Raw genomic sequence first — 13,976 nt, 5'->3', positions numbered from 1 at the left:
TAAGCAATTTCGATTTCTAACGATCTCTGATTTAATTGCTAACGATCTAATTTGAAAACTCTAACGTTTGCATACTCTTGGGTCTAGCCATCTTTGGTTAGGCCCATCGAGTTTTAAAGGGGGTTGAGGCGGTTTAGGCGATCGCAAAGTCAGTATATTGATATTTTTACCCCTCCCAAACTGTAAACTATGGTAACGAGTGTCTATAGTTTGTCCCTATGCCTGCCTTTTTATTAGAAGTTGGTACAGAAGAACTTCCCGCCGATTTTGTCAAGAGTGCCATTCAACAATGGCAAACCCGCTTACCCCAAGCGTTAGCCGAACAGTTTCTCACCCCAGAGGCGATAGAAGTCTACGGTACCCCGCGCCGTTTAGCCATTCTTCTCAAAGGCTTACCCTCTCAGCAACCGGATAGGGAAGAAGAAATTAAAGGTCCCCCAGCGGCGGCGGCGTTTAAGGATGGGAAACCCACCAAAGCGGCGGAAGGGTTCGCCAAAAAGCAAGGCGTTGAACTCGATACACTCGAAGTCCGTCCCACAGATAAGGGAGATTTTGTCTTTGTTCGCAAACAAATTGCAGGACAGTCAGCGGCGAATATTTTACAAGAATTAGTTCCCCAGTGGATTTTTAGCTTAGAAGGAAAGCGGTTTATGCGGTGGGGAGATGGCGAGTTGCGCTTTCCCCGTCCCATTCGCTGGTTAGTGGCATTGCTCGATACTGAAGTATTGCCGATTCGTTGGGATAATGGGGGGGATATTGTTGAGAGCGATCGCACTTCTCGCGGTCATCGAATCTTACACCCCGAACCTGTCACTATTCCCCAAGCCACAGACTACCTCAAAACGCTGCAATCTGCCTTTGTGCAAGTCAACCCCGCCGAACGCCAAGCCAAGATAGAACAGCAAATTCAAGAGTCTGCCAATAAGATAGGCGGATATGCATCCGTTGATGCCGACTTACTCCAAGAAGTGATTAACCTGACAGAATGGCCCACCGCCGTTGTTGGTAAATTTGACGATGACTTTTTGATGCTACCCTCAGAAGTCAATGTCATGGTGATGGAGTCTCACCAGCGCTATTTCCCCGTCCTCAAAAGCCAAGATTCTTCCGAACTGTTGCCCTACTTTATCACCATTTCCAACGGCGACCCGGCGAAGTCCGAGATTATCGCCGAAGGCAACGGTCGGGTGATTCGCGCTAGACTAGCCGATGCTCAGTTTTTCTACAAAGCCGACTTAGCCAAACCCCTAGAAAGCTTTTTACCCCAACTGGAAAAAGTCACCTTTCAAGAAGACTTAGGTTCCGTTCGCGATAAAGTCAAGCGTTTGTGTCACAACGCGAAATTGATTTCCCAACAGTTAAAACTCAGCGACGAACAAACCACCGCAGTTGAACGCGCCGCTTTGCTGTGTAAAGCTGACTTGGTGACGCAAATGGTGTACGAGTTCCCAGAGTTACAAGGGGTGATGGGACAAAAATACGCCAAAGCCAGCAACGAGTCGGAAGCCGTAGCCACCGCCATTTTTGAACATTACTTACCCCGTGGCGCAGATGATGAACTTCCCCAAACCCTTACAGGTCAAATTGTTGGACTCGCCGACCGTCTCGATACCCTGGCGAGTATCTTTAGTTTAGGGTTAATTCCCACCGGATCGTCCGATCCGTTTGCCTTGCGTCGGGCCGCCAATGCCATCATTAATATTACCTGGGGGGCAAATTTAGCGATTAACTTGCAATCCCTGCTGCAAGAAATTGCCCAAAAAGCCGATTTAGTCAAGACCCTGCAAGATTTCTTTATCCAACGCCTCCGCACGCAATTACAAGAAGAAAAAGGGGTTGACTACGATCTGGTGAATGCCGTTTTAGGAGAAAATGACCCAGAGTATACCGAACGCGCCTTACAAGATTTGCTGGATGTGCGCGATCGCGCATTATTCCTCCAACAAATCCGCGATAATGGTCAGCTAGGGACAATCTACGAAACCGTCAACCGTTCCACCCGCCTCGCCGCGCAAGGAACCCTCGATACCCGACAACTCGATCCGCAAACCGTCGTCAACCCCCAACGCTTTGAAAAAGCCTCCGAACAAGCCTTCTACGACGCCCTCGTTAACCTAGTTCCCAAAACCCAAGAAGCCCAAGCCACCCGCAACTACCAACAGTTAGTAGACTCCCTCGCTAAAATAGCCCCCACCGTTAGCCGCTTTTTCGATGGAGAAGATAGCGTCCTCGTGATGGACAAAAACCCAGAGATTCAGCAAAATCGCCTGAATATTCTCGGCTTATTACGAAATCATGCTCGCGTCCTATCAGATTTTGGTGCAATTGTCAAGTGACTCAGGGGTTTTTGAAGTGCGATCGCCAGCAACTCTGCTACATTGCTCAGAAGTCACCTGACAGCCTCACGCACTAAAATTTTCCAACTCGTTCTCCATACGGCTTTCATCAGTTAAATTGGATCGGTGGAACCCTAAGTTAAACTCATTTCAACTATGACTACTTCACCCAAAATTCTCGCCTTTGCCGGAAGCGCCCGCGAAGCCTCTCTCAACAAATACCTCGTACAAGTTGCAGCACAAGGGGCAAAAATGCCGGGGCCCAAGTCACTTATCTCGACTTCCGAGACTTACCCTTACCCTTATACGACCAAGACTTAGAGGAAAGAGAAGGTTTACCCGAAAACGTTCTCAAGCTCAAAACCTTGATGAAAGAACATCAAGGCTTCTTAATCGCCAGCCCAGAATACAACAGTTCCGTCACCCCCCTCCTCAAAAATGCCATTGACTGGGCCTCGCGACCCGAACCCGGAGAACCCCCCTTAGCCTTAACCTGCTTCAAAAACAAAGTCGCAGCCATCCTAAGTACCTCCCCTGGCGGTCTAGGCGGCTTGCGCGGTTTAGTTCACCTGCGCTCCATCCTTGGCAACATCGGCGTTTTAGTCATCCCGCAACAAAAAACAATCCCGAACGCCTTTCAAGTCTTTAACGAACAAGGTCAAATTCAAGACCCAGACTTACAAGCAGACGTTGAACAAATCGGCGCTCAACTCGCAACCCTGCTGGCAAAACTGATATAACTCAAAGGAAAGCCCAGCTCGGCAGAATTGAACTTAATATCACAGTCACAGCGATCGCTTCGGTTTAACATTTAAGTTTAGGCTAAATGTTAAACCCTTAGAAACCACAGAGAATTGATAACGAGTTGGCTTATCAGGGACAGCACTGGAGGATGAATGGGAATGGAGTTAGAAGTTGCTCGCAAACGTTGCTTAGATTGCCTGATTAATAGCATTGAGCAGCTACAGGGACGTAGCGAACCCGATCGCCTTGAGCATATCGCAGAACTGATTATTCTTTCGATGTCTGGGCCTTGGCGCTATTTCCATACGCCAGAGCATATATTTGAAGTCGGTGGCTCAATCGATCCAACTGAAGTCTTAGCCGCCCTGTTCCACGATTTGGTCTACGTTCAGGTGGATCATGGGGTGAATCTGAATATCAGCACCTATATCTCTCCCTTTGTCCAAGAACAAGACGGACAACTGACCATTCGCGAACTCGACAGCTTACCCAACTCCTCCATGTTCCAACTGGTGAGCGCTATCTTTGGCTTCTCTCCAGGACAATCGCTCTCGCCGTTTAGCGGGCAAAATGAATTTTTAAGCGCATTAATTGCGGCAAATATCCTCGAACCCTTCCTCGACATCCATCGCATTACCGAAATTGCGGCTTGTATTGAAGCAACGATTCCCTTTCGTCCTCCAACTGCATCGGGTTTAACAGCCAGTGACTTGCTCTATCAACGCCTTTTGGGCGTTAATGCTCAGTTCAACCTAGGCTGGAGCGAAGAACAATTCGTGCAGATGGTTAAACGCGCCGTTCGGTTAGCGAACCGCGATGTCGAAAACTTTGCATTTTCCAATTCAACTGACTTTCTCGATAACACCTGGAATCTGATGCCCGAAACGAATCAGGAATTGATTAACGCCAATTCCTATACAGTGGCAGGGTATCGTAAATCTCTGCAAAAGATGGAAGGGTTTATGAACTTCCTCAACCCAGAATTGGTATTTCAGCGCTTTCGAGGCGAACCGGATGAGGAAACCTATGCAGCGCTAGTTGCAAGAACGCGCAAGAATTTGGAAGTAGCAAAGCTCTATCTGGGGATTAAACTAGTTACGATCGCCATCTTAGAAGCCCTCTCCTATCGCTTGGGGCGCGATATTCCCGTCTCGACGATGATGGGCGAACTGCCAGCACCGGGAAGGAAGTCCCCAATTTTAGAGCAATTTTTACCCGATGTGCCAATGGCATCTCCTCCCAAGAATGCTTTGGAACAAGAAGTTCTGGATTTGTTGAGTAAGGGAAGAAACCGCGAGTCGGTTTACGATATCAAAAATTCCCCGGTGTCCACGTTTATTATTAAGTCGGTGGGCTTTTCGGCAATGGAACACTTGCTCAAGCGGTCTAAGGATTTCTTTGCCGGAAAAATTGAGTCGGAGACGTTTTTACGCGAATGCGATGCCACGGTGGTCAATAAAATTCTTGAAGGCGTAGCGCAACTGTTTGATAGCCGCAAAGCCGCTTTACATAAAGCCGGATAGCGTAGAAAACGCTCGTTTACTGAATTTTAGTGTTAAGAATGATACGCCTGAGTTTGAGCAGAGCCAAGAGAGCGGCAAACTCTTTACTTTCTGCTCAATCCCTTGGGGTGATTAGGTTTTTCACGCTCTTTTGATGATGTTTTTGCCCCTTTAAAATCCCGATATTGTTCAAGTTAACTCTAAACATCCTCTTTCAGAAGGGTGAGATTGTTCCGAGCCTGTTTCTAACTTCTGAAGCAGGATACTTGGCTCTAAGCTTCCTAAACTGAAAACATCAAGTCAGTTAATGCTAATTTGCAATATTTGAATTAGCTGACGGCGCTCCTAAGTCTTTTCTTAAAAACTCATCTCAAACAGGTGAGTTTTGGGTTTGTACGCTCAGTCCCCCAAAGCGATAATCTTGAGTCACTCCAAGGTTAAGTTGGGGTTTGAAAGCTGCGCGTCACTTAGGAGCTTGTTTTCAGTTCGGAGGAGCAATTTTAAATGGCTCTTAATCAATCTCGTTTTAAGCTAAACTCTTTTGGTATTCTTTCAGCAGTTGCCTTGCTGCCTGTCGCGTTGGGTTCTGTCGCTCCTGTGGCGGCTCAGACCCTGGATACTGATACAAATAACAACTGGACGCAACAGCCTGGTATGACCCAGGATAATCAACAGCAATTGGGTGCTATTGATGACCCAGACGAAATGATGCTGTTGGGTTTAGGTAGCCAAGGTTCAGAAGTAGAACAACTGCAAGGCTTTTTACAACAACAAGGTTACTATCAAGACGATATTGACGGTATTTTTGGCCCCAATACTCAGGCTGCTGTGACTGAGTTTCAAGCTGAGAATGATTTAGCTGTCGATGGACTGGTTGGGCCTGAAACCTGGAATGCTATTAGTGATTCCTTGGCGGCGTCTCCTCAACCGGGAACTCAACAACCAGGGACTCAGCCGGGAACCGGACTGCAACAACCTGGAACTCAGCCGGGAACGGGACTTCAACAACCCGGAACTCAACAACCGGGGACTCAGCCGGGAACGGGGGTTCAGCCTGGAACTCAACAACCGGGTGGTACCACTAACTTTTAATCGAGTGGTCTAAATGCGATCGCTGGGGGGACTTCCCCTCAGCGAACTTCCTTCAGATGTTAATAACCTGTTTTAGAACTTAGGAGATCCAGATGTTAAAAAGAAAACTTCAACAACTCAGTTTTTTGACAACAATTCTAGGTGGGGCGTTGCTGGCGATCGCAGCCATTCCCGGTACTGCTGCTAAAGCGCAAATTAATCCTTGTCCGAGCATTTACTACGAAGAACCTTACAATAGGGCGATCGCAGTTCCTCAAGGTTGTCCGCCCAACGCAGCCAGCCAACTTGCTCCCCAAGCTGCCAGACCCCTAACTCAACCCGGAATGCAACCCGGACAAATGGCGCAACCAGGGATGCAACAACGACCAATGGCTCAAGGAATGCAACCCGGACAGATGGCGCAACCAGGGATGCAGCAACGCCCAATGGCCCAAGGAATGCAGCAAGGTCAAATGGCTCAACCAGGGATGCAGCAAGCACAAATTCCATTTCGCGGTAATGACGTAATTGCTCGCGTTCAGCCTACCGATGGCACGGTTAACATCCGTTTAGTCAATAGCACCAATGCCAACATTACCTATGAAGCCATTGGTCATACTCAACCTCGGACATTACCGGGTCGAACGGATACCGTATTAGAAAACCTACCGGCACCTGTTACCCTGACCATGCTGCGACAAGACAATGGGTTAATTGATATTACTCCCATTCGCAATGTGGAGACAGGCGTTCTAGAAGTCTCTGTGCGCGAAGCACCGAGCTTTGATGATACCCAAGGAACGCTCGAAATTCAACAAGACGGTCGAGTCGTCGTTAACTAAAGTCTTTATTCCCATCTGCGGTTGCTCAGATGGGACTTTTTTTATTCTCGTGAAGATCGATGCCAAACCCCAGTTATTCAAAAATCTGTTATTTTCGATTTACTTACCGCTTGAGCGCTGCTCTCTTAGGGACAGGCTTATTAACGTGGTTGATGAGCGATGTCTACCTCCACGACTTGCATTTTCAAGATTCTCATCGAGGAATTTTGAGCCAAATGCGCCGAACTGTCACCCCGGTTTTGTTGCATCGGCTAGAGTCCCAGTTTCGACAGAATACGGTTTAGACGTTAAGTTAGAGTTTCCAGTAACTCCAACCAAACCCCATTTGTCCAACCAAAGCCAATTTCGTTAGAACTGTAGCCGAACTCAATTTCATCAGAGACTTGAGAGGTGCAGCGCACTACGTCATATTTTTCGACAATACAACCCCAGCGCTCAAATTCTTGAGCCACTAAGCTGATAAATTTGCAGGCGAGGCGGTTGGCTGCTGCATAGTAGCCATAACGACGCAAACCAGCCACCGCAATATGATGCAAGGGGGCCCAACCAAAGGGGGCGTCCCACTGGTTGCCACTCACATGGGTGCTGGTGAGGAGTCCGCCTGGGGCTTCAAATTTCGGCAGGTTTTCGACTAGGCGTTGGGCTTGGGTGGCGCTGGCAATTCCCGCCCACAAGGGATAGAAGGTGGTGGCAAATTCGTAGGGACGGCGCTGTTGGGTTTGGAAGTTGTAGTCAAAATAGAGTCCGGCTTGTTCGTCCCAGCAGTATTCATTGATGCGCTGGGTGCGTTGGATGGCGCGGTTTATCCAGGTTTGAGCAATTTCGGGTTGGTCTAAAATTTGATAGATTTGGGCGGTTTGTTCTTCCATTTGCTGAAGCAGGACATTGAGACAAACCGGGAGATAGTGAACAATATCGACGTTAAACGGGCCAAAGCGTTCGGAGGGGTCAAAGCCGGATTCGCGCATGGTGCGATCGCCTTTATAAAAGAGTGGTGTCAGGCAATGGCGATCGCGATCGTAAAATTGACGGACATCATAAGCTGTCACCTCATGGGTCTGATAATATGCGATCGCGCGATCGTAGTGGGTTCTCCCTTGTTCGTCTCGTTCGTCGCTGATGGCTTCTGGGGCGGGGCCTTCACCGAGTTCAAAGTAGCGCGACAGTCCGGTGGGTTCGTGGAGGTGAGGGGGACTTATCCAATCTTGATAGAGTTTTTCGATACAGCTAACGGTGGAAGCCAGCCAAGTTCGGTCTTGCGATCGCTCATACGTCGCTAAAATCATTTGAGTCAGCAACGGCGGTTGGGAACGCTGGAGATAATAGGTGCGGTTGGCGTTGAGAATCTTACCGTAATGCTGAATTTCGTAAAGTAGGTTATCGGTGAGGTTTTGGGCGAGGGATCTTTCTCCATCGCGCCACAAACCCAATTGAATAAAGTAGTTATCCCACCCGTACATCTCGTTAAACCGTCCCCCCGGTACCACATAGGGATGCGGTAAATACAGCAAGCCCGGTTCCTCAATTTGCGCTACGCTCTCAGGCAAGATACGCAGTTCAATTTTGTCCCATTCAGAAGGGGTTAGCGTGCGTTGTAAAATTTGTTCAATCCGAGGGCGGTCTGCTTTAGCAGAAAGGTAAACAGGCAAAGGATGGTTTTGGCGATGGGGAAATTTAGGATCGATGGCTGAGGCGAACAGATGTTTGTGCGATCGCGTTAAGGTATGCCAACTTTGCTGAATATAAAGGCGAATACTTGCGATCGCAGAAGGTGAAGGAAATTCTAGAGATGAGTTCACGAACGATGCCTCATACCTACCTTTTTCCACCTTAGCAAGCTTTGGCCCCGCTCGCTCAGAGCGCCCCTAGATTGATACGGGCTGTTTTAGAGAAATTCTCCGCATGCAATCAAAATCACTCGGCCGCCAACATTCACTTCTATCCCTTCTTCGCGTTTCCCGGCTTTGAGCAACAACAGAGAGGGACGTTGAATTTCATACCCCTGTTCTACAGCCACTTCAATTTCTGATTGGGCAAAATAAGCGTGTTGCACCAGATACCCTGCTAAACAACCATTAGCGCTGCCGGTAGCTGGATCTTCAGCGATGCCCAAGTAGTCAGCAAAAACCCGAACGCTGAGTTGATTTTCCGGCAAATAGGTTTCAGGAGAAAAGACCAAAATAGATTTAGCAGCCATTGTTTCTACTAGGGGAAATAGCTTTTCTCGATTCACCCGACAAGCTTTGAGGGCTGCGAGGGTTTTGAGGGGAACAATAATAAAAGGAACGCCTGTAGAAACCGATTGAACCGGATAGTTAGAATCAATTTCATCGGGAGAAATCTGCAAAACTTCAGCTAGGATTTTGGCATCAAGCGGGGGTTCAAAGCTGGGTGGATTTTGACGCATCCAAACGATTTCTTCTCCGTTCGTTTGGGCTGAAAAAGTGACTGGAATTTGACCCACTTTTAGGTTGAGATTGACCTGCTGAGTGCCAGATTGCAGCATAAGTTGGCGAATAATGTAAGCCGTTCCTAGGGTGGGATGACCTGCAAAAGGGAGTTCGGCGGCGGGGGTAAAAATTCTGACGTTATAGCCTCCCTTTTCTGGCTGTTGTGCCGTAATAAAAGTGGTTTCTGAATAATTGATTTCTTTGGCGATCGCTTGCATCTGAGTATCCGATAAGTCAGAAGCATCAGTAAATACCGCAAGTTGATTGCCCGTATACTTGTCGATTGCAAAAACATCGACAACCGCATAAGGTAGCTTGATTGCCATCAGTCAACTGTCTCCTGTAAAACATTGAGATTGCTTTTTACTTAACAGAAGTTTGTTTCTGGAGTCAACCAAGACGGCGCAAGAAAACCTCCAGTTCACCCGTCAAAGAGGGATCGCGTCCTAGGGATGATACCCTGAGCGAAAATTTCCTGATAGTCTAGATAAAGGTAGCAGAAAGCACCTGAGTCTTAGGGTAAAAAAGACTCCATCCGGGGAAGTGGGGCAAAAAGCAATCGCGATCGCCTTTCGTCTTAACGCCATCGATCCCTGGATGATTGCAATAAAATCCCTTGGGGAATTCTAACTAACAGAGAGTGCCGAGCAATAAACGCTCAACTTTAACAAACCGCAAAGAAAAATAATGGTTCGTCGCAAAAGCCCGCCTAGCAATCTTAAAACCCTCAATCGGGAAAATCTCCTGAATCGAATTACCACTCGAATTCGACAATCATTAGAACTCCAAGAGATTCTCGACACAACCGCCAGGGAAATTCGTTCCTTTTTAGAAATGGATCGGGTAAAAATTTATCGGTTTTTACCCGATGGTAACGGAGAAGTGATCGCAGAATCGCTCGTCAATGGCGCTTTACCCTCACTTTTAGGATTGTGCTTTCCCGCCAGCGACATTCCGGCCCATGCTCGCGAAATGTTTGTCAAAGTGCGCCAGCGGGTGATTGTAGATGTGGTTTCCGGTCAAAAAACGCTGCACCAACTCGACAACCCCGCCACCGGAGACAGCCTAGCCATCGAAGACGTGCGCTATGCTCCGGTCGATCCCTGCCACATTGAATATTTAACCGCAATGGGCGTTTCTTCATCCCTAGTCGTCCCCATTTTGCACCACAATCAACTCTGGGGTTTGCTGGCGTGTCACCATCGCACCCCCAAAACCCATAGCGAAACCGATCTCAAAATCGTGCAATTGTTGGTCGATCAAGTCTCGATCGCGATCGCCCAAGCCGATCTGCTGGCCCGCACCCGCCAGCAAGCCGAAGATGAAGCCAAAATTAACCAAATTAGCTATCTACTGCACGCGCCGATGGAATCCACCGAGATTCGCCAAACCGTGCTGGAAGAAGCGGTCAAAGTGTTAGAAGGATGCGGCGGGCGACTCTACATTACCGCCGATCCCACCGGGAAACCCGCCCAAATCTATACCTGTGGCAGCCAACCGAGTCTGGAAGCATCCTGCATCCTCGAAGAGACAGCCTTGTGGAAGGGAATCATTGGTTCAGTCCCTCCCCTTTCTGACTCCCAAACCCTCTTAAACTATGCCAACGCCTCTAGACTCTCGCACGAAGATTCCGGCTTCCCGCGTTCCCTACTTTTTCCTGATGTCGCCGACGATTTCGATCTGGGGGTTCCCGCAGGCCCTTATTGCTCTTTAACTAACCCCAACACGCTGCACCATCATCTGATTTCTCACCTGCACATTATTAAGGATATAGAGAGCGAACCGCAACTGAAATCGGCCCTTGCAGCGTTTCAGGATACCCACATTCGCTCCTTGTTAATCGTGCCTTTAAGCTATCAGCAACAATGCATTGGCTGTATCAGCATCTTTCGATCCGAAATTGAAACCGAAACCCTGTGGGCGGGGCGTCAAGACTGCGATCGCCGCAACTATCGCCCCCGCGCTTCCTTTGAGGCTTGGCGAGAAACCATCCGAGGACAAGCCAAACCCTGGACGGAAGATGATATCCGCCTAGCGGTGGCCATTGGCATTCACTTATATATGGCCGTGATGCAAAAGCGCGTTGAGGAGATGATTCGCCACCAAGCGTCTCACGACTTACTGACGGGTTTGCCCAACCGCATCCTATTTTGCGATCGCCTTACCCTATCTCTGGCCCGCATTCAGCGCTACGGGCAAAAGCTAGCGGTCATTTTCCTCGACTTGGATGCCTTTAAGACCATTAACGATACCCTCGGTCATGCTGAGGGCGATCGCCTCCTGAAAAGCGTTTCCCTGCGCCTCAAAAATTGTTTAGGCCCGGACGATCTCGTCGCCCGTTGGGGGGGAGATGAATTTACCATCCTTGTGAGTGCTATTAGTAGTAGCGAAGATGCGGCCAGAATTGCCCAAAAGATTCTCAATAGCCTCAGCACGCCCTTTCAATTTGAAGAAGACCAAACCCACCAAGTCACCTCGCTGCATGTTAAAGCTAGTTTAGGGATTGCGATCGCCCCTTATGATGGCGAAGATGTCGATACGCTTTTGAAAAATGCTGACGCTGCCATGTATCGGGCAAAACAACAAGGGCGCAATAATTACCAGCTTTATACCTCCGCCATTGGGACTAAGGTTCTCGAACGCTTAGTGTTAGAAAATAACTTGTACAAAGCATTAGATAGTCATGAGTTTTTGCTGCACTACCAACCGCAAATTAACCTAGAAAACGGGCAAATTGTGGGCATGGAAGCTTTAATTCGCTGGCAAAGTCAAGATTTGGGCGGACTGGTTTCGCCCTTGCAGTTTATTCCCCTAGCTGAAGAAACGGGATTAATTTCTCCAATTGGCGAATGGGTTTTACGCACAGCCTGCGCTCAAAATCGGGCGTGGCAGCTTGCCGGACTGCCGCCGCTGCCCATTGCCGTTAATCTTTCAGCGCGACAATTTCAGAATAAAAACCTCGCCAACACCATCCATCAAATCCTCAAAGAAACGGGATTAGAATCGCAATATTTAGAGATTGAAATTACTGAAAGTATCGCGATTCAGGATATGAACTTCACCATTGAAGTGTTGCATCACCTCAGAAATCAAAATATCCAGATTGCAATGGATGATTTTGGGACAGGTTACTCTTCCCTGGGGGCCTTAAAGCATTTGCCCATTAATAAATTGAAAATTGACCGCGTTTTTGTTCGCGATCTGGTCAGAGATTCTAACGATGCCGCCATTATTCGCGCGATCGTTGCCTTGGGGCATGGCTTAAACTTAAAAGTGATTGCTGAAGGGGTAGAAAACTTAGAACAACTCCAGTTTTTGAAGGCTGCTAAATGCGATGCCATGCAAGGCTATCTGTTTAGCAAACCCCTATCGGCTGAGGCTGCAACTCGCCTTTATCAATGCCAATATGCCGGGAGACTAAGACAAAATTCAGTCGCTTTTAGCTGAAATTAACCCAAGACTTCTTCTTGCCATGATTCTTGTTTTTGGTAGTATTAACCTCGATTTGGTGACTCAAGTTCAGCGGTTGCCCCAAGCAGGCGAAACCCTGTCAGGACAAGCCTTTTTTACCGTACCGGGCGGTAAAGGTGCCAATCAAGCCGTAGCTGCCGCCCGTTTGGGTATCCCGACGCAAATAGTGGGTCGAGTCGGGGGCGATCGCTTTGGGGCAGAATTATTAGCAGGGTTGCAAACCGCAGGCGTCAACACTGAAGGCATTGAAATTGACGCCTCTACCCATTCTGGCGTTGCCATTATTGCCGTCGATGCCCAGGGCGAGAACACAATTACAATTGTCGCCGGGGCAAACGGCCGTTTAGAGAACCGCGACGTGTTGCGCCTCAAAAGCCACCTCCCGCAAGCCTCAGCCCTGTTATTACAGCTAGAAATTCCCCTCCCCGTAGTGGTACAAGCCGCCCAAGCCGCCCAAGCGGTTAGGGTTCCTGTCATTCTCGATCCGGCCCCAGTTCCAGCCCAGTTTCCCCCAGAACTCTATCCCTTAGTCAAAATTTTGACGCCTAACGAAGTGGAAGCTAGCCAACTCGTCGGTTTCCCCGTCAACAGTCCAGAAACCGCCGCCCAAGCCGCTACCCTCCTCAGACAGCGGGGGGTAGAAACGGTCATCATTAAGCTAGGGCGTCAAGGCGCTTACTGTGCGACTCCTCAAGAAACTTGGATGATGCCCGCCTTTGAGGTAGAAGTAGTGGATACCGTGGCGGCCGGAGATGCCTTTAATGGGGCGTTAGCGGCTGCTCTGAATTTGGGTTTACCCTTAAAAGAGGCGATCGCGTGGGGCATAGCCAATGGCAGCCTATCCACCACCCAAGCCGGGGCGCAATCTTCCTTACCGGATCGGTACAGGTTAAAAGAGTTTTTGCTCGCCCAAGGGATTTCTTCAGGTGTGGATTCTCTGAGTTAAGCTAGCAACAAGAAAACATTTCAATTTTTTTTGATGACATTTTCTGCTGCTTTACTCTCTCCCAAAGTTGTTGCCGGGTTCCATGCCCTTTCCGATCCCTTGCGGTTGCAGGTTTTGGAATTATTGCGATCGCAAGAACTGTGCGTTTGCGAACTGTGCGAACAACTCCAGGTTCCCCAGTCCAAACTCTCCTTTCATCTCAAAGCCCTCAAAGAAGCAGAACTCGTCCGCCCGCGCCAAGAAGGACGATGGATTTATTACAGCCTCAATCTCCCTCAATTCGCCGTTTTAGAGCAATATCTAGCTGAATATCGCCGCTTTTGCGAAATCATCCCCGCCCGTCCTTGCAACGAGTAGGAAGAGGGTGGGGGGATGGGGAGGTGGGGAGATGGGGGGAAAGAGTGCTGAGTGGAAAGTGCTGAGTGCTGAGTGGGAATAGAGTGCTGAGTGTAAAGTTCCGAGTGAGAAGAGGGTGGGGGAAAGAGTGCTGAGTGGAAAGTGGCTGTTGCGCGGATTCTCTGCGAAGCAGTGTGCTGAGTTCTAAGTAGTGTCTAGAACAATACCCGATTGACCTTCACTCCCCCCAAAATCCTAACTCCCAACTCCCAATTCCC

10 protein-coding genes and 1 pseudogene are annotated in these 13,976 nt (G+C 48.8%); 9 read left to right on the top strand and 2 right to left on the bottom strand.

Annotation, left to right across the window (positions count from 1 at the left end; translation table 11 throughout):
- Positions 1-218: 218 nt before the first annotated feature.
- The 6 genes and pseudogenes from glyS (at position 219) to QQ055_RS08680 (ending at position 6,779) form a co-directional block, all read left to right on the top strand.
- Positions 219-2,336: a glycine--tRNA ligase subunit beta gene (gene glyS / locus QQ055_RS08705; protein ID WP_286004565.1), complete on the top strand. Its 2,118-nt coding sequence runs from the start codon at positions 219-221 to the stop codon at positions 2,334-2,336.
- Positions 2,337-2,492: 156 nt separating this feature from the next.
- Positions 2,493-3,076: pseudogene (locus QQ055_RS08700) on the top strand (NADPH-dependent FMN reductase).
- A 162-nt stretch (positions 3,077-3,238) separates the two neighbouring features.
- Positions 3,239-4,603, top strand: a complete 1,365-nt coding sequence (locus QQ055_RS08695) for a hypothetical protein (RefSeq protein WP_069967279.1) — start codon at positions 3,239-3,241, stop codon at positions 4,601-4,603.
- Between the two features lie 483 nt (positions 4,604-5,086).
- Positions 5,087-5,674: a peptidoglycan-binding domain-containing protein gene (locus QQ055_RS08690; protein WP_286004564.1), complete on the top strand. Its 588-nt coding sequence runs from the start codon at positions 5,087-5,089 to the stop codon at positions 5,672-5,674.
- A gap of 92 nt (positions 5,675-5,766) precedes the next feature.
- Positions 5,767-6,495, top strand: a complete 729-nt coding sequence (locus QQ055_RS08685) for a polyadenylate binding domain-containing protein (protein WP_286004563.1) — start codon at positions 5,767-5,769, stop codon at positions 6,493-6,495.
- 110 nt (positions 6,496-6,605) lie between these two features.
- Positions 6,606-6,779, top strand: a complete 174-nt coding sequence (locus QQ055_RS08680; protein WP_286004562.1) for a hypothetical protein — start codon at positions 6,606-6,608, stop codon at positions 6,777-6,779.
- Positions 6,780-6,782: 3 nt separating this feature from the next.
- Here QQ055_RS08680 and QQ055_RS08675 read toward each other — a convergent pair whose 3' ends face one another.
- Positions 6,783-8,294, bottom strand: coding sequence for a trehalase family glycosidase (locus QQ055_RS08675; protein ID WP_286004561.1), 1,512 nt, complete (start codon positions 8,292-8,294; stop codon positions 6,783-6,785).
- Positions 8,295-8,380: 86 nt separating this feature from the next.
- Entirely contained in the window at positions 8,381-9,271 is an 891-nt protein-coding gene (locus QQ055_RS08670) for a PhzF family phenazine biosynthesis protein (protein WP_286004560.1), read from the bottom strand.
- A 361-nt stretch (positions 9,272-9,632) separates the two neighbouring features.
- On the opposite strand from QQ055_RS08670, the gene QQ055_RS08665 reads away from it, so the two are divergent.
- The 3 genes from QQ055_RS08665 to QQ055_RS08655 are packed head-to-tail and all read left to right on the top strand — an operon-like array spanning position 9,633 to position 13,719.
- Positions 9,633-12,392: a bifunctional diguanylate cyclase/phosphodiesterase gene (locus QQ055_RS08665; RefSeq protein WP_286004559.1), complete on the top strand. Its 2,760-nt coding sequence runs from the start codon at positions 9,633-9,635 to the stop codon at positions 12,390-12,392.
- 25 nt (positions 12,393-12,417) lie between these two features.
- Positions 12,418-13,362, top strand: coding sequence for a ribokinase (rbsK, locus tag QQ055_RS08660; RefSeq protein WP_286004558.1), 945 nt, complete (start codon positions 12,418-12,420; stop codon positions 13,360-13,362).
- A 33-nt stretch (positions 13,363-13,395) separates the two neighbouring features.
- Positions 13,396-13,719, top strand: a complete 324-nt coding sequence (locus QQ055_RS08655) for an ArsR/SmtB family transcription factor (protein WP_069967129.1) — start codon at positions 13,396-13,398, stop codon at positions 13,717-13,719.
- Positions 13,720-13,976 lie beyond the last annotated feature (257 nt).

The sequence above is a fragment of the Geitlerinema calcuttense NRMC-F 0142 genome (assembly GCF_030285425.1).
Note: the sequence above shows the minus strand (reverse complement) of the source record. Positions and strands in the feature narration are given on the sequence as shown.

What these genes read in the sequence shown, in the direction of transcription:
- glyS (WP_286004565.1), top strand. Translation starts at nt 219, where the DNA reads ATGCCTGCCTTTTTATTAGAAGTTGGTACAGAAGAACTTCCCGCCGAT.
- QQ055_RS08695 (WP_069967279.1), top strand. Translation starts at nt 3,239, where the DNA reads ATGGAGTTAGAAGTTGCTCGCAAACGTTGCTTAGATTGCCTGATTAAT.
- QQ055_RS08690 (WP_286004564.1), top strand. Translation starts at nt 5,087, where the DNA reads ATGGCTCTTAATCAATCTCGTTTTAAGCTAAACTCTTTTGGTATTCTT.
- QQ055_RS08685 (WP_286004563.1), top strand. Translation starts at nt 5,767, where the DNA reads ATGTTAAAAAGAAAACTTCAACAACTCAGTTTTTTGACAACAATTCTA.
- QQ055_RS08670 (WP_286004560.1), bottom strand. Translation starts at nt 9,271, where the DNA reads ATGGCAATCAAGCTACCTTATGCGGTTGTCGATGTTTTTGCAATCGAC.
- QQ055_RS08665 (WP_286004559.1), top strand. Translation starts at nt 9,633, where the DNA reads ATGGTTCGTCGCAAAAGCCCGCCTAGCAATCTTAAAACCCTCAATCGG.
- rbsK (WP_286004558.1), top strand. Translation starts at nt 12,418, where the DNA reads ATGATTCTTGTTTTTGGTAGTATTAACCTCGATTTGGTGACTCAAGTT.
- QQ055_RS08655 (WP_069967129.1), top strand. Translation starts at nt 13,396, where the DNA reads ATGACATTTTCTGCTGCTTTACTCTCTCCCAAAGTTGTTGCCGGGTTC.